Below are 20,994 nucleotides of genomic sequence, written 5' to 3'. Positions count from 1 at the left end.
GATATTTTGTTATAAGAATGCCATCACAGCGCGATTTGCTGGAATGGCGTTCTTTTTTTATGCATTCGTTGATGTTTATCTATTAGACATTGAATTTTGTTTTTGTATTTATATCCGATTGTTCTAATTGAAACCGATTCCAATGCCGTTATGAGAAATAGGGTGGTACAATTTTCCTACAACAGGGGGCGTTCACAACGTGAAATGGTTTCGAAACATGGGGCTAGTGCTGAAAAGTTCGTTAATCATGGCAATATTCATCATTATTGTCGTCAGTATCATGGTATTAGAGAATAGCGCGCAGGATAAAAGCACGTATTTCGAACATCTGCGTGATTCGGGCCGATTGATGGAAAAGCAGTTCATTCCGGAGGAGACGGGAATGTCTTCTGTATATGAGAAAATGAAGAAGGGGCAGCCGTTTACAACGTCTCGCTCATATCAGAAGCTGAGTGAAATTACGGAGCTGTTGTCGAAGGAAGATAACGTCAGCCATGCCTACGTACTGGTGCCGGGCGTGCAAGGTGGGGCAATGACTTACATGCTGTCCAGCGATTCCGACGACGAACAAGGCCCGAAGGCAGGCGATGCGTTCACAGCGCCCGAACAGTTTATGAATAATTGGGAGAAGGCTCAGAAAGACGGTTCCGTCGTTTACGAGGCTGAGCTGGAGAACGGTGAGAACTGGCTCACGTATTTGCAGCCGATCAAGAACAGCAAGGGCGATACGATGGCGGTGTTCCAGCTTGATTTTGACCCATCCCATATGCAAGAGCAGTTGAATACAATGTTGAAGCGCGAAGCCGTTATCGCGATTAGCACGGAGGTAATCGGTATACTTCTGATCGTGCTGCTCCTTCGTGCAATGCTCGCTCCTCTGAAGCGTCTGGCGCGTCTATCCGAACAAGCCGCAAGCGGCGATCTGACGGTATCGGCCGATGTACGAGCGGGTGGAGAGATCGGTCGTTTGTCTACGGCATTCAATGGCATGATTGCCAATTTGAATGGACTTATTCATAAGGTCCAAACGTTATCCCAGACCGTAAATAACAACGCTGAGTCCGTGCATCATAACGCTAGCGATTCCTCGTCGCAGACGCGAATTGTTGCCGATTCTGTACGCGAAGTGGCGGCAGGCTCGTCCCAGCAGCTGCAGAGCTCGCAGGAGAGCCAGCGTGCGATGACCGAGATTACGATCGGCATTCATCGTATTGCAGAATCGGCTTCGCAGGTAGCTGATCTTGCAGCGGTAACGTCGGAGAAAGCGACATCGGGCGGCGAGCGTATCGACAGCACCGTTGCGCAAATGAATGCTATTGAAGAGAGACTTGTACAGGCGGCTTCTGAAGTACAAGAGCTGCAAGCAGGGAACCGTAATATTCGAGAAGCGATGGATCTCATTAGCGATATTGCAACACAGACGCATTTGCTCGCCTTGAACGCATCAATCGAAGCGGCGCGCGCAGGGGAGCAAGGCAAAGGCTTTGCAGTCGTTGCCCAGGAAATTCGCAAGCTGGCGGAGCGAGCAGGCGAGTCGTCCCAGCAGGTAAGCGACATGCTCGGCAGTATTGTGCTTCGTACGAATGCAATGGCGCATTCGGTTACGAATTCGCTGCAGGAAGCACAGGAGGGAATGGTCATCGCAGCCCAAGCGGGCGAATCGTTCCGCCATATTGAGGAAGGCATACGTACGCTTGTCAGTCAGATGCAGGAGGTTTCCGCTTCAACCGAGGAGATGTCAGCAGGCAGTGAGCAGATCGCAGCTTCACTCGATGAACTGGAACGAATCGCGGAACGCGCAGCGGATCAAGCTTCATCAGCATCCTCTGCAGCTGAACGCCAGCTGGCATTGATGGAAGAGGTTGAGGGCGCTTCCGAGTCGATGAAGTCCGCTGCAGGCGAGCTTACATCGGCGGTGCAGTCTTTCAAAGTATAAGAAAGATAGCGGCTTGGGCGCGGTTCCGGCTCTTTCCACATCCAAAACAGTTTATGCCGAAGCGGTGTTGTGCTATAATTGTCGGATGAATACAAAGCTGCGGCTGTGCCGGGCTTTATAGGGGTGAATGAACGGTGATAGACCGGTTATCTGTACTAGCCGACCGTTATGAGAAATTGAGCGAATTGCTCTGTGACCCGGATGTTGCGGGAGATCCGAAGCGTCTGCGCGAATATTCCAAGGAACAATCGAGTCTGCAGGAAGCGTACGAGGCCTTTACTGAATACAAAAGCGTCAGCGAGCAGCTTGATGATGCCAAAGCGATGCTAGGCGAGAAGCTCGATGACGAAATGCGCGAGATGGTGAAGCTCGAGGTTGAAGAGCTGGCGGAGCGCAAAGCGGAGCTTGACGAGCGTATCCGCATCGTCCTGCTGCCGAAGGACCCGAACGACGAGAAGAACGTTATCGTCGAGATTCGTGGTGCGGCGGGCGGCGACGAAGCTGCGCTGTTCGCTTCCGACCTGTATCGGATGTATACGCGCTATGCGGATTCGCAGGGCTGGAGAACGGAAATCATGGATATGAACGAGAGCGATCTCGGCGGCTTCAAGGAGGTCGTGTTCATGATTATCGGCAAAGGCGCTTACAGCAAGCTGAAGTTCGAGAGTGGCGCGCACCGCGTTCAACGTATTCCTGCAACGGAATCGGGCGGTCGTATCCATACATCAACGTCGACGGTTGCCGTAATGCCTGAGGTTGAAGAAGTTGAGATTGAGATTCACGACAAAGACATTCGCGTCGATACGTTCTGCTCGAGCGGCGCTGGCGGTCAGTCCGTCAACACGACGAAATCGGCCGTTCGTGTAACGCACGTTCCTACGGGCATCGTTGCAACTTGCCAAGACGGCAAATCGCAGAATGAGAACAAAGCGAAGGCGCTGCAAGTACTTCGCTCGCGTATTTATGAGATTCATCGTCAAGAAGAAGAAGCGAAGTATGCGGGCGAGCGTAAAAGCAAGGTTGGTACGGGCGACCGCAGTGAGCGGATTCGTACGTACAACTATCCGCAGAGCCGTGTAACGGATCACCGGATCGGCTTGACGCTGCATCGCCTCGATTCGATCATGAACGGTGACATCGAAGAGATCGTTCAGACGCTTACGCTGACGGAACAAGCGGAGCTGCTGGAGCAAGAGAACAATCAATTTTAATAAGGCTGCGGGCGTTAATGCTTGCAGTTTAAAAGGGGCGAATTTGACCGATGACGCAATCAGAGGTTACCTTTCGACCCGGTATGACAATCGGAGAAGCCTGCTTGCAGGCTTCTTCTTTGCTTGCTGGGGTCGGTATCGGCGAGCCGCGTTCGAACGCTAACCTGCTGCTCTGCCATGTGCTCGGCTTCACGAAGGCAGAGCTGCTGCGTGACTGGTATGAGCCGTTGCCTGAGCAGCTGTTCGAGACCTGGGCGGCGCTCATTGCACGCAAAGCGGCCGGTGAGCCTGTCCAGTATTTGATTGGTGAAGGGTGGTTCTACGGGCGGCCGTTTACGGTAACGCCTGCTGTGCTGATCCCACGGCCGGAGACAGAGCTGCTCGTCGAGGCTGTGCTGGAGGCAGTGGACAAGCTGTGGCCGGCCGCAGGTGGAGGGCATGTGCCAACAGTCGTTGACGTAGGTACGGGCAGCGGAGCGATTGCCGTAACGTTATCGGCTGAGCGCCCGAGCTGGCGTTTATTCGCGTCCGATCTGTCGGCGGACGCGCTGACGGTCGCCGGCTGCAATGCCGCTAAGCATGAAGTGGAAGGACGCATCACGTTCGTGCAGGGTGACCTGTTGCTGCCGTTCGCTGCTGTTGTTGAAGAGGGGGGACGACCGGGATCGGATGAGGTTGCTGTGATTCAGGGGGCGGTCGTTGGACGGGAGACTGCAGGGGCAGATGGAGAGCAAGCCGAGGGGCAAGCTCCTACTGCTGCAATTCAGGATGCTGCCGGTGGTCCCGAGACTCTGGGGCTAGCTGGAAAATTAGCTGAGTGGCAGGCACCTGCTGCTGCGAGTGATGCGGATAGTACTGGCGGCGGTTTGCGTGCTAACGCTGTTGATCCAGCCGGACTGCGAATCGATGTGCTTGTCTCCAACCCGCCGTATATTCCAGCGGCGGATATTCCCGACCTTCAGCCGGAGGTACGTGACTACGAGCCGCGTCTTGCGCTCGTCGGCGGCGGCGATGACGGCCTTGAGCCGTACCGGCGCATGGCCGTTCAATTGCCGCAGCTCGCACAGCTCCCGCGCATCGTCGGCTTCGAGCTCGGCATCGGCCAGGCGCAGGACGTGGCCGATCTGCTCCGTGCAATCGGCCACTGGGACGACATCCGCATCATCACCGACTACGGCGGCATCGACCGGCATGTGCTGGCGATCCGCCATGCGGAGTAGGAGGTATGTGGAGGATAGAGGCGGATAATTTCCTCTATTCTCCAGTGAGGGTATATTTGTGCAGGATAGGGGCGATATTTCGCCCCTATTTCCATGATTACGCTCGCCTGAGCAATATAGGGGCGAAAAACCGCCGCTATCGATAGACCTAGGCTTGGCAGCCCTGATTAGGGTCGGAATATCGCCTCTAACTTGCGGCATCATAAGCGCAGTCGGGCCTCGTCGAGGCAATTAATCACCCACCTCCATTTACGCCTAGCCCACCGCCCCCCGTCCAACCGAGCGAATAGAGTACTTTAAAGTATCCTAACTATCCACCGTCCTGCCCAATGAGCAAATAGTGTACTTTAAAGTATCCTAACCGCCCACCGTCCCACACAACGAGCGGATAGAGTACTTTAAAGTATCCTAACTGCCCGCCGTCCCGCACAACGAGCAAATAGAGTACTTTAAAGTATCCTAACTGCCCACCGCCCCGTCCAACCGAGCGAATAGAGTACTTTAGAGTATCCTAACTACCCACCACCCGACACAGCCACCAAATAGTGTACTTCCAAGTATCCTAACCGTCCTACCCAGCTCCCGCCCCGCCATGAAAACGCCCCTTTCTATTTTCATTTCTCTACTAGGTTTATAGGGTCCCTCTCTCGGACATAATGCCTGATAGATACGTTCCGGAACGCAAGCTGAAGCGCCGACGGGTGCCTGAGAGGGGCTTGTGTATATGATCCGCCATCATTCCTATTATTCGGTTGATTCCAATCCTGCTTCTAACGATTCTACTGTTTCATCTTCTAAACTCGCACAACCGCGGCGCCGCCGCTTCGCATATCGTCCGATGTACGGTTACTTGATTCTCGCTGTTTTCGTCATCCTGATGAGCTGGGAACAGGTGCGCACTGACGCATCTGCGATTGAAGGTGCAATCCCAGATCAATCGATCCGTCTTCGCATTCTGGCGAACTCCGATGCACCAGCCGACCAAGCGGTCAAACGCCATGTGCGTGATGCAGTCGTCGAAGCGATGAACAATTGGGTGAGCGGTCCAGCAACCATTGACCAAGCCCGCGAAACGATCCGTACCCATATGGGTGAGATCGAAGCCGTTATCGCTCACGAGCTGGAGATTCGCGGTTTCGAGTATGGATTCAAGGCAGAGCTTGCCGTCGTCCCGTTCCCGACCAAAATGTACGGCAGCCGCGTCTACCCAGCAGGCGACTACGAGGCGCTCCGCATCACACTGGGCAAGGGTGCAGGTCAGAACTGGTGGTGCGTACTGTTCCCGCCGCTGTGCTTCGTAGATGCTGCTTCGGGTGAAGCAGAGCCTGCGAGAACCGAGACGGCAGCCGTTGAACAAGCAGATGCTAAACCAGCTAAGGCTGAAGGCAAGTCCGACGTCACGACATCTAAAGCCAGCGCGAAAGACTCATCCGTCAAGAATACAAAAGCAGAAGCAGACACGCAGGTAACCAAATCGGCAGATGAACAATCCGGCCAAGCGCCTGAGGCAAAATTTTTCTTAGTGGAACTGTTTGAAGCTATCATTCGATTTTTCCATAACTTATTCGCTTAAAAAGCAATTTGCCACCCTCGATACAACTGCCTGCAAGCAATTTGCTTGCATCGTAAGCATACACTTAGCACTTTGCTTGCTTCGTAACCATACGCTAATCCCACGTCACTCCTACATGGATCCCAAGCCGGTCTGCCTAAGCAGCCGGCTTTCATTGTGCTATAATACAACTACAACATTAGTCGATTAATCGAGATACGAGGAATTAGGATGACGACGAAAACATCATTATGGCAGGTGCTGCCCGGTGCCGATGACCAAGCGGCGCGGGGAGCGATTGCCGAGGCTGCGCAGCTGCTGAGCGGCGGCGGCGTAGTTGCTTTTCCGACAGAGACGGTATACGGCCTTGGGGCGGATGCCCGTCAGACAAGTGCGGTGGAACAGGTTTTTGCGGCAAAAGGGCGCCCCTCCGACAATCCGCTAATCGTCCACATTGCGGACGAATCGCAGCTGGAGGGGCTGGTGCAGCCCGTAGGCGATACGGAGCGCGCGCTTATGCGACGTTTCTGGCCGGGGCCACTTACGATCGTGATGCCAGCTGTTCCAGGCGCGGTTTCCCCGCGCGTCACAGCTGGTCTCGACACCGTCGCCGTGCGCATGCCGCAGCATGACGTGGCGCTGCGGCTCATCGCAGCCGCTGGCTGCCCGGTAGCGGCGCCAAGCGCTAACCGCTCTGGCCGGCCAAGTCCGACGCTCGCGGACCATGTCCGCGAGGATTTGGACGGCCGGATCGACGGTCTCGTCGACGGCGGCCCGACGGGCGTGGGCCTCGAGTCGACCGTCGTCATGGTGGAAGCGCCGGGCGTCGTACGCATTTTGCGCCCGGGCGGCGTTACGGCTGAGCAGCTGCGGGAGGTTGTTCCGACCGTGCTGCTGGACGAAACGCTGGCCGGATTGGACAGCGGCCAAGCTCCTTCGACAGCTGCGCCAGAGCAGCAGCTGCACGCCGAACCGCAGGCAGCACCGCGCTCGCCAGGTATGAAGTACGCGCATTACGCACCACGCGGCACGATGCTGCTCGTCAACGGCGACGCATCGCAAGCGTGCGACTACATTCAGCGAGAAGTGGCGGCGGCCGCAGCGAGAGGCGAAGTGACGGGCGTGCTCACGTATGAGGAGCACAAGCATTATTTTACGGCGGATGAGGTTGTTGTTTGTGGCAGTCTGGAGCAGTTGGAGACGGCTGCGCAAGGGTTGTATGCGGCGCTTCGTGAATTCGATGTTCGCGGTGTAGAGAGCATCTGGGCAGAGGCTTGTCCAAGCGATGGGATCGGGCTGGCACTGATGAACCGTTTGGCGAAGGCGGCTGCAAATCGGATTGTGTATGTGTAAGTCAGAGTAAGAATAAGGGTTCAACGTATTCATGCTCGGATTCCGGATGAAACGCATGCTCCGCAATATACGGAGACAGCTATTTCTGCTTTACAAAACCGAATAATGAATATTGATCACGTAATGTGAACATGAACGCCCGCTCGTCCGCATAAAGTGTACAAGAATGCGGCAGGACGGGAGAGATGAATGTGCATTGGGATGCGAGTATGGGAGCTGGCCAGCTGTTAACACTGCTTATTATGGCGATCGCACTTGGAATGGACGCTTTTTCGCTGGGCGTAGGCATTGGGATGCGAGGGATACGGCTTCGGCGTATCGCGCTTCTGAGCACCATTATTGCGTTGTTTCATATGCTGATGCCATTGCTGGGTATGTTCGCCGGACAGTACGTGAGCGGCTTGCTTGGCGATGTCGCGACTCATGCGGCAGGTGTACTGCTTCTGCTGTTGGGCGGCCATATGGTATACAACTCATTCAGAGGCGGCGGCGAAAGCGCGAAGATCGTCAATCACAGCTCACTTTGGGGAATGCTGATATTTGCCTTCAGCGTCAGCATTGACTCGTTCTCCGTAGGCGTTTCGCTAGGGATGTTCGCGCTGGATGTCATGCTTACGGTGCTGATGTTCGGTCTAGCAGGCGGCTTAATGTCAGTGCTCGGCCTCATGCTTGGACGCAGCGCCAGCCGGACGCTTGGTGATTACGGCGAGGCGTGTGGCGGCATCATCCTGCTCACATTTGGTCTATTGTTCGTGTTCTAACTGGAAGGGAGTAAGCTTGCCTTGAAACGGATATTGTTCGTATGCACCGGCAACACTTGCCGGTCACCGATGGCGGAAGCGATAATGCGGGACATGGCGGCGCGGCGCTCGCTGGACATTGAAGTCCGCTCGGCTGGCGTCTCGACCGTGGATGGGATGGCGGTATCCGCGAATGCGGCGGAGACGCTCAGACGCAAACAAATTGCGCACAATGGCAAGAGCCGGATGCTTGGTGATTCGGCGGTGCAATGGGCGGATTTGATTTTGACAATGACGGCATCGCATAAGCGGGGATTGATTGGCCGGTTCCCGGACGCATTGGAGAAGACGCATACGCTGCTCGAATATGCAGGATTGGACGAGCGGATTGCGGCGGATTTGGCTGAACTGGAGCATTTGTATACGGAGTGGCAAATGAAGCAGGCGCTTGGTCAGCAGATTTCGGATGCGGACCGAGGACGTATGCTTGAGTTGGAACGCAAAATCCCGAGCTTTGACATCGATGATCCGTTCGGCGGCCCGCTGCCTGTTTACGAGAGCTGCGCGGCTCAGATCGAGAAAGCGGTCGAGAAGCTGCTGGATAAGCTGGCGAAGGAAGACCAATCGTAATCGATCCATGTGCCGAAATATGCGCTGCTGTGCGTTTGGATGGGCGGTTGAGGATTGATTTTGGCCGCTGGATCGGGTATGATGGAATCAAATTTAACGGTTTCCGATGTAACTGGCGACGAAGTGGGATACCACGGTGGAGCATCGGAATATACGGCCGGTCGCCTGGGCAAAGAGCATCGCGTGATGAGCGCGTTATGCTCTTTTTTGCTTTTCTACAGGTAAATGCAGATGTCGATAGTTGTCGTGTAATGCGCGTAAATTAGGTATAATAAGTGCGGACTGGTTTCTAATATCGCAAAACTAAGCGAATGCTTCCGATGCTGCTTTTGCTGCATATCACACCACAAGATGGTGTGAAGCTATCGCAAAATCTTAAGCGTATGCTTCCGTAGCAGATTTTGCTGCACATTCCGCCGAATGACGGCGGAGGCTATCGCAAAACTTTAAGGAGGGTTTCACCACCATGAAAATCTCGATTGGGGCCGACCACGGCGGCTACCGCTTGAAAGACATTTTGGTTCCGTTCATCGAATCGCTCGGCCATGAAGTAACGGACGTTGGCTGCAGCTGCGACCAATCTGTCGACTACCCTGACTACGCGCTTCCAGTATGCGAAGCTGTAGCGAGCGGCCAAGCTGACCGCGGCATTCTCATCTGCGGCACAGGCATCGGCATGTCGATCGCGGCGAACAAGGTTCGCGGCATCCGCTGCGCGCTCGTGCACGATATGTTCTCGGCACAAGCAACGCGCGATCACAATGACACGAATGTGCTGGCAATGGGCGAGCGCGTTATCGGTCCGGGCGTAGCGCAAGAGATCATCCGCATCTGGCTCGAAACGCCGTTCTCCAATGGCGAGCGCCATGTTGGACGCATCAGCAAAGTACAAGAAATCGAAGCGAAATACGCTGCGAACGTTTAAATAACGCTTCACACGGGAGGCATAGCGATGAGCGACGTCGATGGTGTTTTTGACAGCCGGCAGGCATCTGTCATTGAGCAGGCGGTGCAGACGATTGTCAGCGAATTGGTGGCAGCAGGCAGCATCAAGCGCGGCCAGCTTGTCGTCGTTGGGTGCAGCACGAGTGAAGTGCTCGGCAAGCGCATCGGCACATCAGGCACGACGGACGCGGCTGCTGCAATCTTTGCTGGTGTGGAGGCAGTCCGCCAGCAGGTCGGATTTTATCCCGTGTATCAATGCTGTGAGCACTTGAACCGTGCACTTGTCTTGGAACGCGAGGCGGCGGAGCGCTACGGTCTCGATGAGGTCGCGGCCGTTCCTGTACCGAAGGCAGGCGGCTCGATGGCCGCACATGCGTATCGTCATCTGAATGATGCCGTGTTGGTCGAATCGGTTCGCGCCCACGCAGGCGTCGATATCGGCGACACGTTCATCGGCATGCATTTGCGGGCGGTGGCGGTTCCAGTCAGACCAACGATTCGCTCCATCGGCCAAGCACATGTGACGATGGCCTACAGTCGTCCGAAGCTGATCGGCGGCGCACGGGCAGTGTACACCTTGGATCAGTCGGTTGAGCCGAATCGGCCAAGCAGCACCTGCGAGTAAATCGGCATCCTACTTACCTATACGTTCAACCATGCGGGCAACCGCTTGTGAATATAGCTTCACCATTAAACCGAGGGAGGATTTTATCCTATGGAAAATTTGCGTAAACAAGATCCAGAAATCGTTAAAGCACTTGGTCTCGAGCTGCAGCGCCAACGCGACAACATCGAGCTGATCGCATCGGAGAACATCGTTAGCGAGGCAGTACTCGAAGCAATGGGTACGGTTCTGACGAACAAATATGCAGAAGGCTACCCAAGCAAACGCTACTATGGCGGCTGCGAATATGTTGACATCGCTGAAAATATCGCACGCGACCGTGCGAAAGAACTGTTCGGTGCTGAACATGCGAACGTTCAACCGCACTCCGGCGCACAAGCGAACATGGCTGTTTACCTGGCATGCCTCAACCCTGGCGACACGGTTCTCGGCATGAACCTGGCTCACGGCGGTCACCTGACGCACGGCAGCCCAGTTAACGCATCCGGCCTCCTGTACAACTTCGTTCCTTACGGCGTACAAGAAGATTCCTTCACGATCGACTATGAAGAAGTTCGCAAGCTGGCGTTCAAGCACCGTCCTCGCCTGATCGTTGCGGGTGCAAGTGCATACCCGCGCATCATCGATTTCGAGAAGCTTGGCCAAATCGCTCAAGACGTAGGCGCGCTGTTCATGGTTGACATGGCTCACATCGCTGGTCTCGTTGCTGCAGGTCTTCACCCAAGTCCAGTGCCACACGCACACTTCGTAACGACGACGACGCACAAAACGCTGCGCGGTCCTCGTGGCGGTATGATTCTCTGCCGTAAAGCATGGGCAGCAGCAATCGATAAAGCGGTATTCCCAGGCTCCCAAGGCGGCCCGCTCATGCACATCATCGCAGCGAAAGCTGTTGCATTCGGCGAAGCACTTCAACCTTCGTTCAAAGAGTATGGCAAGAACGTTGTCGACAACGCTCGCGTTCTCGCTGACGCACTTGTTGGCCACGGCCTAAACCTCGTATCGGGCGGTACGGACAATCACCTCATGCTGATTGACCTGCGCAACCTGAACATCACGGGTAAAGAAGCAGAGCACGTTCTTGACTCTGTTCAAATTACTTGTAACAAAAATGCGATTCCATTCGACCCTACGAGCCCGTTCATTACGAGCGGTATCCGTATCGGTACGCCAGCAGCTACGGCTCGAGGCATGGGTACGGAAGCAATGAAAGTTATTGCTGACGTTATCGCGATGACGCTGAAGAATACGAAGGACGAAGCTGTCCTTGCAGAAGCACGCGCGAAAGTTCAAGCGCTGACGGCACAATATCCGCTGTACCCAGGTATGGCTTACTAATCATAGAACCGGACATCAAGATGCCCCCTCTCCGCCAGCGGAGCAGGGGGCAATCTTTTGTACATACATATGTATCGATCGCTGTGATTGAACATACGGATTATGGGTATAGTGGGAGAAGAAAGACGGATTGTGGGCAAGAAGGGATAGCCGTTTTACATTACCAAGGCGCCATAGGGGAAAGCTGACGATTAGTACATGAGATGGAGCGGTGAAACAGTTGGTACTGGCTTGCAAGAGACCGGATGCAACGGCGGTTTTACAATGCTATAATAAACGGGATCATTGATGAGTACTTCAAGTTCCCCTTACAACAGCTAGTAAATCAGGAGGCAATTCCCCATGAGCAAATTGGTAGTGTGCGATCATCCATTAATTCAGCATAAGCTGACGTTTATTCGCAATAAGGACACGAATACGAAAGACTTCCGTGAGCTTGTTGACGAAGTAGCTATGCTGATGGCATATGAGATTACACGTGACGTTCCGCTTCAAACGATCGAAGTAGAAACCCCCGTGCAGAAGATGGAATCGAAGGTTGTATCCGGCCGTATGCTTGGACTTATCCCGATCCTAAGAGCGGGCCTTGGTATGGTGGATGGCATGCTGAAGATGATTCCGGCTGCCAAAATCGGCCATATCGGATTATTCCGCGACCCGCAGACGCTTCAACCCGTAGAGTACTATATCAACTTGCCGACGGATGCAACGAATCGACTGCTAATTGTCATCGATCCGATGCTTGCGACGGGCGGTTCGGCCATTGCAGCGATTAACTCGCTCAAGAGCCGTGGCTGTGAGCAAATTAAGATGATGTGCCTGATCGCTGCTCCCGAAGGGGTAGAAGCGCTTCAGAAGGCGCATCCGGATGTGGAGATCTATACGGCAGCGCTCGATGAGAAGCTTAACGACCATGGTTACATCGTGCCGGGTCTGGGCGATGCCGGCGACCGGATGTTCGGTACGCATTAGAACCCATCCTTATTCATCTGAGCATGACGCTGATCCGATGCCCGTCAGGGAGGATGCGGCGCGTTATGCCATGCCATTATGCATTTTATTGTGAAGTTAGGAGCTGACTTGTTGTGTCCAAATTGAAAGTCATGACGATTTTCGGCGTTCGTCCCGAAGCGATCAAGATGGCGCCGCTCATTCTTGAGCTGCAGCGTCATCCCGAACAAATTGAGTCGATCGTCTGCGTCACGGCGCAGCATCGCCAAATGCTAGACCAAGTGCTGGAGGTGTTCAACATCCAGCCGGACTATGACCTCGACGTCATGAAGGACCGCCAGACGCTCAACGAGATCTCGATTCGCGTACTGCAAGGCTTGGAGCCGGTTCTGCGCGAAGCGAAGCCGGATATCGTGCTCGTGCATGGCGATACGCTGACGACGTTCCTCGCAAGCTATGCAGCGTTCCTGCAGCAGATTCAAGTCGGCCACGTTGAGGCTGGCCTGCGTACGTGGAACAAGCTATCGCCTTATCCAGAAGAGATGAACCGTCAGCTGACTGGTGTTCTGGCTGATGTGCACTTCGCACCGACGGATTGGTCTGCGGGCAACCTGCGCAAGGAGAACAAGTCAGAGGAGCGCATCTACGTGACAGGCAACACGGTTACGGACGTGTTCCAATACACCGTTAAGAAGGACTTCACGCATCCAGTGCTCGAATGGGCAGAAGGCAAGCGCCTCGTCCTCATGACGGCTCACCGCCGCGAGTCACAGGGCGAGCCGCACCGCAACATTTTCCGCGCGGTACGTCGTATTGCAGATGAGTTCGAGGATATCGCGATCGTCTATCCGGTACATCTGAGCCCAGCGGTCAAAGGACCGGCTGAGGAGCTGCTCGGCGGCCATCCGCGCATCAAACTGATCGAACCGCTCGACGTCGTTGATCTGCACAACTTCTACCCACATACGCACCTGATTCTGACGGACTCGGGCGGTTTGCAGGAAGAAGCACCTTCATATGGCGTACCTGTGCTCGTTCTTCGCGACACGACAGAGCGTCCGGAAGGAATCGAAGCGGGTACATTGGAGCTGGTTGGTACGGAAAAAGCGGATGTATACGAGCGTACGCGCGCGCTGCTCACTGACCAAGACTTGTATAATCAAATGAGCCGAGCGGCGAATCCTTATGGCGATGGACAAGCATCTGTACGGATCGTTCAGGCACTGCTGCACCATTTTGGAAAAGCGGACAACCGTCCGGCTCCGTTCACACAACGTTCATAGTTTACAAGGGATAATTAGCAATCCCAATGAGGGTACAGCATACAGTTGTACTGTACGGTTTGGAAATCCGAAAATCCTTGCTGCACAAGGGTTTTCGGACCACCGTTCACTAAATGTTTGAATTTATATGAATTGACAGAATGGATTGCGCTTGGATAAAATAAATGAGAGTTTTGGAGTGATTCTATGAATCCGTCCAATGAAAAACCATCTACGGAAAATAATCGGAACGCGCGGGACAGTGGCCTTGGGGACAATCCTTGGCGCGCAATGGGGCTGGTCGGTACCGTAGGGGCTGACCTTGCCGTATGTTTAGGGGCTGGTTTTTGGCTTGGTTCCAAGGCGGACGCCGCTAATGGCACGCATTACTGGTATCTTGTCGGGCTCGTTGCAGGACTTGCGGTCGGTGTCGTAACGATCTATTTTCTAATCCGAGTGTTTACGGGGGGCAAAGGATCTTGAATGACAACTTGTCGGCCCACCTACGAACCGTTACACGTTTGACGTTCTTTTTTTTGTCCGTTTGCTTTATCTGCTGGGCTGTTTTACCGGCGCAGCAGGCTTGGTGGGGCGGACTTGTTGTGGGTACAGTAGCCAGCTTGGTGAATGCGCTTCATTTGGCGTGGAAGATTGACCGGATTGGTGCGAGAGCCGCTGCTGGCGGTAACGGTCGCGCCTCACTGGGATTTTTCACCCGTGCGTGCATCGGCTTGCTTGCAGCTGTAATTGCAACAATGACGTTTGATTTCAGAGTAGAGGCTGTCGCTGCGGGATTATTTGTCGCCCAATTGGCAACACTCTTACTGGGATTTTGGACCAAGCGCAAGCGGGGACGTACGCAATCCCTCGATGAAAGGGGTGAAAACAACTAATGGATCATATAGCTCCTATTGTTCACAAATGGGGAATGGAATTTGACCTTGCGGCCATCTTCATGATCATTGTCACCAGTATTATCGTGTTCGTGCTGGCACGTGTATGCGTGCGAGGCGCATCGGTTGATAAACCGACCAAGATGCAGAACTTCTTAGAATGGGTTATCGAATTCGTTGTCGGTATTATCGGCACGACGATGGACTTCAAGAAGGGTAAGCCGTACTTGACGCTCGGTCTGGCGCTGATCATGTATATCTTTGTCGGCAACATGCTTGGTCTTCCGCTCGGTATCGTGTCGGAAGCGCATCATGGCGCTACGATTTTCGGTATGGAACTCGACCTTGGCGGCGAAGAAGAAGGGCATATCGCATGGTGGAAATCGCCTACGGCTGACGTAGCGGTTACGGCTGCTTTGACAATTGTCGTCATTCTGCTAACTCACATCGAAGGTATGCGCCGCAACACGAAGCATTACTTCAAACACTACTTCGAGCCATACATTCCTTTCCTGCCGCTGAACCTGATCAAGGAAGTGTCCAAGCCGCTGTCGCTTGCGCTTCGTCTCTACGGCAACATCTTTGCCGGCGAGGTTATGATCGGCGTTATCGTCGGTGGTCTGAGCTGGGCTGGTGTTATTCCGCTCATCGTATGGCAAGCATTCAGCGTATTCGTCGGTACGATTCAGGCTTTCATCTTCGTTATGCTGACGATGGTTTACATGTCGCAGGCAATCGTTCACGAAGAGAAACACTAATCCGTATTCGCGGATCTATCCACTGGGTTCATTCCCGAAGCACAGGAACAATGGCCTGTCTTACGGGCCTCAATACATTCAAACATATTTAAGGGAGGATTTTTCTAATGGGAGCAACAGCATTGATTGCAGCAGCAATCGTATTCGGTTTGGGCGCACTTGGCGCTGGTATTGGTAACGGTCTGATCGTAGGTCGCACGGTTGAGGGTATCTCCCGTCAACCTGAGCTGCGCGGTACGCTTCAAACGACGATGTTCATCGGTGTCGCACTCGTCGAAGCACTTCCAATTATCTCGCTCGTATTGGCGTTCATTTTCTACGGCGAAGCTTAAGATTATATCGAACAACTACGGCGGGGAGTGCCTTAGCCTCCGCGCCTTCCTTTTGTTCGAACGATAAGTTCCGCCTAGCGATGAGCGTTAATGGCGGACTTTCTATGAAACGTGCTACGCCGCCGAGAGGATGGCAGCAGCCGTTTCACCTTGCATCGAAACTTTCGTGTACGCACGTGTAATACCGATTGCAAAAGAAGGGAGTGACGCCCAGTGCATATCGTCTGGTCGACATTTGGTATTCAATTAGTGGCGTTTCTGATTCTCTTTTGGCTGCTGAAGCGTTACGCATTCGGTCCTCTGTTCGGCATTATGGAGCAGCGCAAAGCGCTCATCCAAAGCCAGCTCGACAACGCAGAGAACAGCCGTAAACAGGCTTCCCAGCAACTCGAAGAACAGAAACAAGCGCTTCAACAAGCGCGTAAAGAAGCACATGACATTATCGAGCAAGCTAGAGCGACGAGCTCCAAGCAAGCTGATGACATTATCGGCACAGCGAAATCCGAAGCTACTCGTCTCAAAGACGACGCGGTTCGCGATATCGACAGCGAGAAGAACAAAGCAATTGCAGCACTTCGCGGCGAAGTTGGCGGCATGTCCGTTGCCATCGCATCGAAGATTATCGAGAAGCAAATCGACGAGAAGTCGCAAGAGCAGCTTGTTGACCAATACCTGAAAGAGGTTGGAAGCAAATGAGCCGCAATGTCGTAGTAGCGAAGCGCTACGCCAAAGCCTTGTTTGACATTGCTCAGCAGCAACAGATCGTTGCTGAAGTCGAAGATCAGCTGAAGCTGATCGTGCAAGCGATCAACAGTGAAGTGGACGTTCAGAAATTCCTGGCGCTCCCATCGGTTGATGCTAGTCGTAAGATCGAACTTCTCCGCGGCGTGTTCGCGGATCGGGTTTCATACATTGTGCTGAATACGCTGGAGCTGCTCCTGACGAACGGCCGTCAAAACGTTATTAGTGACGTTTACGGCGCTTACGTGAAGATCGCAGGCGAGTCCCTCGGCCAAGCGCGTGCGACGGTTTATACGGCGCAAACGCTGAGCGCTGAAGAGCTCGACAAAGTAGCGGCGCAATTCAGCCAGATTACGGGTAAGAAAATTACGGCAGAGCAAGTTGTTGAACCAGCGCTGCTCGGCGGTATTCAAGTTCGCATCGGCGACCGTCTGTATGATGGCAGCCTGGCGGGTAAGTTGAATCGTTTGCAAAAATCGTTGAACAAACGAGCACTGTAGATAGGGGTGAGCGAATTGAGTATCAGACCTGATGAAATCAGCACATTGCTGAAACAGCAGATCGAACAATATAAATCCGAAATTCAAGTGGTTGACGTTGGTACGGTAATTTCCGTCGGTGACGGTATCGCCCGCGTTCACGGCCTCGAGAACGCGATGCAAGGTGAGCTCCTGGAGTTCTCCAACGGCGTAATCGGTATGGCACTCAACCTCGAAGAAAGCAACGTCGGTGTCGTTATCATGGGTCCTTACAAAGGCATTCGCGAAGGCGACCAAGTTAAACGTACCGGCCGTATCATGGAAGTACCAGTAGGCGAAGCGCTTCTCGGCCGCGTTGTTAACGCGCTGGGTGAGCCAGTTGACGGCAACGGCCCGATCAACACGACTGCTACGCGTCCAGTTGAGTCTCCAGCTCCGGGCGTTATGGCTCGTAAGTCGGTATTTGAGCCTATGCAAACGGGTATCAAAGCAATCGACGCGATGATTCCAATCGGCCGCGGCCAACGGGAATTGATCATCGGCGACCGTCAAACGGGTAAAACGCAAATCGCGATCGACACGATCGTGAACCAAAAAGGCAACGGCGTTATTTGTATCTACGTTGCAATCGGTCAGAAGCAATCGACGGTTCGTACCGTTGTTGAATCGCTCCGCAAGCAGGGCGCGCTGGATTACACGATCGTCGTAACGGCGAGCGCATCCGAGCCATCCCCAATGCTGTACATCGCACCTTACACGGGCTGCGCAATGGGCGAGTACTTCATGTACCAAGGCAAGCACGTTCTTATCGTATACGATGACCTGTCGAAGCAAGCAGCTGCATACCGCGAGCTCTCGCTCTTGCTCCGCCGCCCGCCGGGCCGCGAAGCATACCCAGGTGACGTATTCTACCTGCACTCCCGTCTCCTCGAGCGCGCAGCTAAGCTGAACGACGAGCTTGGCGGCGGTTCCCTGACGGCACTGCCGTTCATCGAAACGCAAGCAGGCGATATCTCTGCATATATCCCAACGAACGTAATCTCGATTACGGACGGTCAAATCTTCCTCGAGTCCGACCTGTTCTACTCCGGTCAGCGTCCAGCGGTTAACGTTGGTAACTCTGTATCCCGTGTAGGTAGCGCGGCTCAAATTAAAGCAATCAAAAAGGTTGCAGGCACGCTGAAAACCGACCTTGCGCAATACCGTGAACTCGCGGCATTCGCAGCGTTTGGTTCCGACCTCGACCGCGTCACGAAGTCCCGTCTGGACCGTGGTGAGCGCACGCTCGAAATTCTGAAACAAGGCATCAACGCTCCTATGCCAGTAGAACGCCAAGTTGTAGCAATCTACTGCGTAACGAAGGGCCATGTGGATGAAATTCCAGTTCAAGACGTACGCCGTTTCGAAGGCGAATTCCTTGCATACGTGGATGCAAACAAGCCAGAAATTTTCGCTTCCATCCGCGATACGAAAGATTTGACTTCCGACAACGAGAAAGTGCTTGTTGATGCGATCAACGCGTTCAAGAAGGGCTTTGCACCGTCGGTATAAACCATTTCTTCAAAATAACGCGGACTAGAACTGGGTGAAGGGGAAACCTCGTGTTTCTCCCTTGTGCCAGTAATAAGGTGGTGACAACGAATGGCTAAAGGTATGCGCGAAATTAAGCGCTCGATCAAGAGTACGCAGAATACGAAGCAGATTACGAAGGCAATGGAGATGGTTGCGTCCGCCAAGCTCAAACGAGCTCAAGACGCAGCGGTAGCATCCCGTCCATACACCGACAAAATCCGTGACGTAGTTGCAAGCATTGCTTCGGGCGGCGGTACAATCAAGCATCCGATGCTGCAGTCCCGCGAGATCAAACGTACGGCTTACTTGGTCGTGACTTCTGACCGCGGTCTGGCTGGTGGTTACAACTCCAACGTACTCCGTAAAGTTTGGACGGAGATTCAGGAGAAGCACACGTCCCCTGCAGAATACGAAGTGTTCGTTATCGGACGCAAAGGACGTGACTACTTCAAACGCCGCGGCGTAACGCTGACGGAGGAAGTTGTAGGACTGTCCGATTCACCGACGTTTGCTGACATCAAGGCATTGGCTGCAGCTGCAGTTAAGGGCTTCGAAGAAGGCAAATACGATCAACTGAACTTGGTGTATAACCAATTCGTTAACGCAATCTCGCAAATTCCGGTAATCAAGCAGCTTCTGCCGCTTGATGCATCGAATCTGGCTGGCGACTCCAGCGCAGCTAAAGCGAGCTATGAATATGAGCCTTCACCTGAGAAGGTGCTCGACGTTCTTCTTCCGAAATACGCTGAGACGGTAATCTACAGCGCAGTTCTGGAAGGTAAGGCGTCCGAGTTCGGCGCACGTATGACCGCAATGGGCAACGCAACGAAGAACGCGACGAAGATGATTGCAGGCTTGACGTTGACGTACAACCGTGCACGTCAGGCAGCGATCACGCAAGAAATCGCGGAAATCGTCGGCGGAGCGAATGCGCAGCAGCAATAATGTTTCGTTCAATGCGACCTCTGACAGGCCGCACTGCTTGACCGTGGTGCGGTAAAGAGGTCTCGCGAATGACAACCATAAGGAGGTACAGGAATGAGCAAGGGACGCGTAGTTCAGGTAATGGGTCCGGTTGTTGACATTGCATTCGACAATGGCCAACTGCCTGATATCCTGAATGCAATCAAGATTGAGAAGAAAGCTCAAAACCCAGGCGAAGTCGACATCAACCTGACGGTTGAAGTTGCAACTCACCTTGGTGACAATATGGTTCGTGCCGTAGCAATGTCGTCCACGGACGGCCTGGTTCGCGGTACGGAAGCTGTTGATACGGGTGCTGCAATTACGGTACCAGTAGGTCCTGCAACGCTGGGCCGCGTATTCAACGTACTTGGTGATCCAATCGATAACAGCGGTACGGTAGACCGTTCGATTGCAAACCCAATTCACCGCGAAGCGCCAACGTTCGAAGAACTTTCGACGCAGCAAGAGATGCTCGTTACGGGTATCAAAGTTATCGACCTCATGGCTCCATACGCGAAGGGCGGTAAAATCGGCCTCTTCGGCGGTGCCGGCGTAGGTAAAACGGTAACGCTGCAAGAACTGATCCACAACATCGCACAAGAGCTCGGCGGTATCTCCGTATTCGCCGGCGTTGGCGAACGTACTCGTGAAGGTAATGACCTTTACCACGAGATGAGCGATTCCGGCGTTATCAACAAAACGGCGATGGTATTCGGTCAGATGAACGAGCCTCCAGGTGCACGTCTTCGCGTAGCACTGACAGGTCTGACAATGGCTGAATATTTCCGTGACGAAGAAGGCCGTGACGTGCTTCTGCTGATCGACAACATCTTCCGTTTCACGCAAGCAGGTTCCGAAGTATCCGCATTGCTCGGCCGTATGCCATCGGCAGTAGGTTACCAACCAACGCTCGCTACGGAGATGGGCCAGCTGCAAGAACGTATCACGTCGACGAAAAAAGGTTCCGTTACTTCCATTCAAGCAATCTACGTTCCTGCCGATGACTATACGGACCCGGCTCCAGCAACGGCGTTTGCTCACTTGGACGCGACGACTAACCTTGAGCGCAGCATCGCGGCAATGGGTATCTTCCCAGCCGTTGACCCGCTTGCATCGTCGTCCCGTATCCTGACTCCAGAAATCCTTGGCGAAGAGCACTACCAAGTAGCGCAAGGCGTTAAGAAAATTCTGCAGCGATATAAAGAGCTTCTCGATATCATCGCAATCCTCGGTATGGATGAGCTGTCTGAAGAAGACAAGCTGATCGTACTTCGTGCGCGTCGTATCCAGAACTTCTTGTCCCAACCGCTGCACGTTGCAGAACCGTTCAACGGTATCCCAGGCGTGTATGTACCAATCAAAGATACGGTTCGCAGCTTCAAAGAGATTCTCGACGGCAAGCATGACAGCCTTCCAGAGTCCGCGTTCCATAACGTTGGTACGATCGAAGACGCAGTGGCGAAAGCTAAAACGCTGTAAGGCGTTAGGCG

At 53.8% G+C, this 20,994-nt stretch carries 21 protein-coding genes and 1 riboswitch; all 21 genes read left to right on the top strand.

The features are described from left to right. Positions 1 to 199 precede the first annotated feature (199 nt). The 21 genes from DFQ01_RS00800 (at position 200) to atpD (ending at position 20,983) form a co-directional block, all read left to right on the top strand. The gene (locus DFQ01_RS00800) at positions 200 to 1,936 is read left to right on the top strand and encodes a methyl-accepting chemotaxis protein (RefSeq protein WP_146216818.1); all 1,737 of its coding nucleotides are present in this window, start codon (positions 200 to 202) and stop codon (positions 1,934 to 1,936) included. A gap of 134 nt (positions 1,937 to 2,070) precedes the next feature. Continuing rightward, positions 2,071 to 3,147, top strand: coding sequence for a peptide chain release factor 1 (gene prfA / locus DFQ01_RS00795; RefSeq protein ID WP_110041976.1), 1,077 nt, complete (start codon positions 2,071 to 2,073; stop codon positions 3,145 to 3,147). 50 nt (positions 3,148 to 3,197) lie between these two features. Continuing rightward, positions 3,198 to 4,367, top strand: a complete 1,170-nt coding sequence (locus DFQ01_RS00790; RefSeq protein ID WP_245946468.1) for a N5-glutamine methyltransferase family protein — start codon at positions 3,198 to 3,200, stop codon at positions 4,365 to 4,367. A gap of 724 nt (positions 4,368 to 5,091) precedes the next feature. Next, complete coding sequence (spoIIR, locus tag DFQ01_RS00785; RefSeq protein ID WP_110041975.1) at positions 5,092 to 5,940, top strand: stage II sporulation protein R; 849 nt, start codon at positions 5,092 to 5,094, stop codon at positions 5,938 to 5,940. Between the two features lie 210 nt (positions 5,941 to 6,150). After that, positions 6,151 to 7,272: an L-threonylcarbamoyladenylate synthase gene (locus tag DFQ01_RS00780; protein WP_110041974.1), complete on the top strand. Its 1,122-nt coding sequence runs from the start codon at positions 6,151 to 6,153 to the stop codon at positions 7,270 to 7,272. Between the two features lie 185 nt (positions 7,273 to 7,457). Further along, positions 7,458 to 8,033, top strand: coding sequence for a manganese efflux pump MntP (locus DFQ01_RS00775; protein ID WP_110041973.1), 576 nt, complete (start codon positions 7,458 to 7,460; stop codon positions 8,031 to 8,033). A 21-nt stretch (positions 8,034 to 8,054) separates the two neighbouring features. Further along, positions 8,055 to 8,642 carry a low molecular weight protein arginine phosphatase gene (locus DFQ01_RS00770; RefSeq protein WP_110041972.1) on the top strand — a complete coding sequence of 196 codons (588 nt, stop codon included), beginning with the start codon at positions 8,055 to 8,057 and terminating at the stop codon, positions 8,640 to 8,642. A gap of 98 nt (positions 8,643 to 8,740) precedes the next feature. Then, a riboswitch (ZMP/ZTP riboswitch) is annotated at positions 8,741 to 8,820 on the top strand. Positions 8,821 to 9,108: 288 nt separating this feature from the next. Next, positions 9,109 to 9,567 carry a ribose 5-phosphate isomerase B gene (gene rpiB, locus DFQ01_RS00765; RefSeq protein WP_110041971.1) on the top strand — a complete coding sequence of 153 codons (459 nt, stop codon included), beginning with the start codon at positions 9,109 to 9,111 and terminating at the stop codon, positions 9,565 to 9,567. 27 nt (positions 9,568 to 9,594) lie between these two features. Beyond that, positions 9,595 to 10,212: a TIGR01440 family protein gene (locus tag DFQ01_RS00760; protein WP_110041970.1), complete on the top strand. Its 618-nt coding sequence runs from the start codon at positions 9,595 to 9,597 to the stop codon at positions 10,210 to 10,212. Positions 10,213 to 10,302: 90 nt separating this feature from the next. After that, on the top strand, positions 10,303 to 11,550 hold the full coding sequence (locus DFQ01_RS00755) for a serine hydroxymethyltransferase (RefSeq protein ID WP_110041969.1): 1,248 nt from the start codon (positions 10,303 to 10,305) through the stop codon (positions 11,548 to 11,550). 342 nt (positions 11,551 to 11,892) lie between these two features. Further along, entirely contained in the window at positions 11,893 to 12,522 is a 630-nt protein-coding gene (gene upp, locus DFQ01_RS00750) for a uracil phosphoribosyltransferase (RefSeq protein ID WP_110041968.1), read from the top strand. Positions 12,523 to 12,635: 113 nt separating this feature from the next. After that, entirely contained in the window at positions 12,636 to 13,784 is a 1,149-nt protein-coding gene (wecB, locus tag DFQ01_RS00745; RefSeq protein ID WP_110041967.1) for a non-hydrolyzing UDP-N-acetylglucosamine 2-epimerase, read from the top strand. 186 nt (positions 13,785 to 13,970) lie between these two features. Further along, complete coding sequence (locus DFQ01_RS00740) at positions 13,971 to 14,246, top strand: AtpZ/AtpI family protein (protein WP_110041966.1); 276 nt, start codon at positions 13,971 to 13,973, stop codon at positions 14,244 to 14,246. Next, entirely contained in the window at positions 14,243 to 14,656 is a 414-nt protein-coding gene (locus DFQ01_RS00735; protein ID WP_110041965.1) for an ATP synthase subunit I, read from the top strand. Before DFQ01_RS00740 ends, DFQ01_RS00735 begins: the two co-directional genes overlap by 4 nt. Beyond that, a complete protein-coding gene (atpB, locus tag DFQ01_RS00730; RefSeq protein ID WP_110041964.1) occupies positions 14,656 to 15,414 on the top strand; it encodes a F0F1 ATP synthase subunit A in 759 nt (252 codons plus the stop codon). Before DFQ01_RS00735 ends, atpB begins: the two co-directional genes overlap by 1 nt. 107 nt (positions 15,415 to 15,521) lie before the next feature. Next, positions 15,522 to 15,746 carry a F0F1 ATP synthase subunit C gene (atpE, locus tag DFQ01_RS00725; RefSeq protein WP_110041963.1) on the top strand — a complete coding sequence of 75 codons (225 nt, stop codon included), beginning with the start codon at positions 15,522 to 15,524 and terminating at the stop codon, positions 15,744 to 15,746. Positions 15,747 to 15,959: 213 nt separating this feature from the next. After that, the gene (gene atpF, locus DFQ01_RS00720) at positions 15,960 to 16,442 is read left to right on the top strand and encodes a F0F1 ATP synthase subunit B (protein ID WP_110041962.1); all 483 of its coding nucleotides are present in this window, start codon (positions 15,960 to 15,962) and stop codon (positions 16,440 to 16,442) included. Then, positions 16,439 to 16,987 (top strand): F0F1 ATP synthase subunit delta, encoded by a 549-nt coding sequence (locus DFQ01_RS00715; RefSeq protein WP_110041961.1) that lies wholly within the window; start codon positions 16,439 to 16,441, stop codon positions 16,985 to 16,987. Before atpF ends, DFQ01_RS00715 begins: the two co-directional genes overlap by 4 nt. Before the next feature lie 15 nt (positions 16,988 to 17,002). Further along, positions 17,003 to 18,517, top strand: coding sequence for a F0F1 ATP synthase subunit alpha (gene atpA, locus DFQ01_RS00710; RefSeq protein ID WP_110041960.1), 1,515 nt, complete (start codon positions 17,003 to 17,005; stop codon positions 18,515 to 18,517). A 90-nt stretch (positions 18,518 to 18,607) separates the two neighbouring features. After that, on the top strand, positions 18,608 to 19,483 hold the full coding sequence (atpG, locus tag DFQ01_RS00705) for an ATP synthase F1 subunit gamma (protein WP_110041959.1): 876 nt from the start codon (positions 18,608 to 18,610) through the stop codon (positions 19,481 to 19,483). 93 nt (positions 19,484 to 19,576) lie between these two features. After that, positions 19,577 to 20,983 carry a F0F1 ATP synthase subunit beta gene (gene atpD / locus DFQ01_RS00700; RefSeq protein WP_110041958.1) on the top strand — a complete coding sequence of 469 codons (1,407 nt, stop codon included), beginning with the start codon at positions 19,577 to 19,579 and terminating at the stop codon, positions 20,981 to 20,983. Positions 20,984 to 20,994: the final 11 nt, after the last annotated feature.

It is taken from the genome of Paenibacillus cellulosilyticus (genome assembly GCF_003182255.1).
Taxonomy (GTDB): Bacteria; Bacillota; Bacilli; order Paenibacillales; family Paenibacillaceae; genus Paenibacillus_T; species Paenibacillus_T cellulosilyticus.
The sequence above is the reverse complement of the archived record's forward strand: the minus strand, read 5'-3'. Positions and strand labels throughout refer to the sequence as shown.

Coding starts and splice junctions, on each gene's coding strand:
- DFQ01_RS00790 (WP_245946468.1), top strand. CDS start 3,198: ATGACGCAATCAGAGGTTACCTTTCGACCCGGTATGACAATCGGAGAA.
- spoIIR (WP_110041975.1), top strand. CDS start 5,092: ATGATCCGCCATCATTCCTATTATTCGGTTGATTCCAATCCTGCTTCT.
- DFQ01_RS00780 (WP_110041974.1), top strand. CDS start 6,151: ATGACGACGAAAACATCATTATGGCAGGTGCTGCCCGGTGCCGATGAC.
- DFQ01_RS00775 (WP_110041973.1), top strand. CDS start 7,458: ATGAATGTGCATTGGGATGCGAGTATGGGAGCTGGCCAGCTGTTAACA.
- rpiB (WP_110041971.1), top strand. CDS start 9,109: ATGAAAATCTCGATTGGGGCCGACCACGGCGGCTACCGCTTGAAAGAC.
- DFQ01_RS00760 (WP_110041970.1), top strand. CDS start 9,595: ATGAGCGACGTCGATGGTGTTTTTGACAGCCGGCAGGCATCTGTCATT.
- DFQ01_RS00755 (WP_110041969.1), top strand. CDS start 10,303: ATGGAAAATTTGCGTAAACAAGATCCAGAAATCGTTAAAGCACTTGGT.
- upp (WP_110041968.1), top strand. CDS start 11,893: ATGAGCAAATTGGTAGTGTGCGATCATCCATTAATTCAGCATAAGCTG.
- DFQ01_RS00740 (WP_110041966.1), top strand. CDS start 13,971: ATGAATCCGTCCAATGAAAAACCATCTACGGAAAATAATCGGAACGCG.
- atpB (WP_110041964.1), top strand. CDS start 14,656: ATGGATCATATAGCTCCTATTGTTCACAAATGGGGAATGGAATTTGAC.
- atpE (WP_110041963.1), top strand. CDS start 15,522: ATGGGAGCAACAGCATTGATTGCAGCAGCAATCGTATTCGGTTTGGGC.
- DFQ01_RS00715 (WP_110041961.1), top strand. CDS start 16,439: ATGAGCCGCAATGTCGTAGTAGCGAAGCGCTACGCCAAAGCCTTGTTT.
- atpG (WP_110041959.1), top strand. CDS start 18,608: ATGGCTAAAGGTATGCGCGAAATTAAGCGCTCGATCAAGAGTACGCAG.
- atpD (WP_110041958.1), top strand. CDS start 19,577: ATGAGCAAGGGACGCGTAGTTCAGGTAATGGGTCCGGTTGTTGACATT.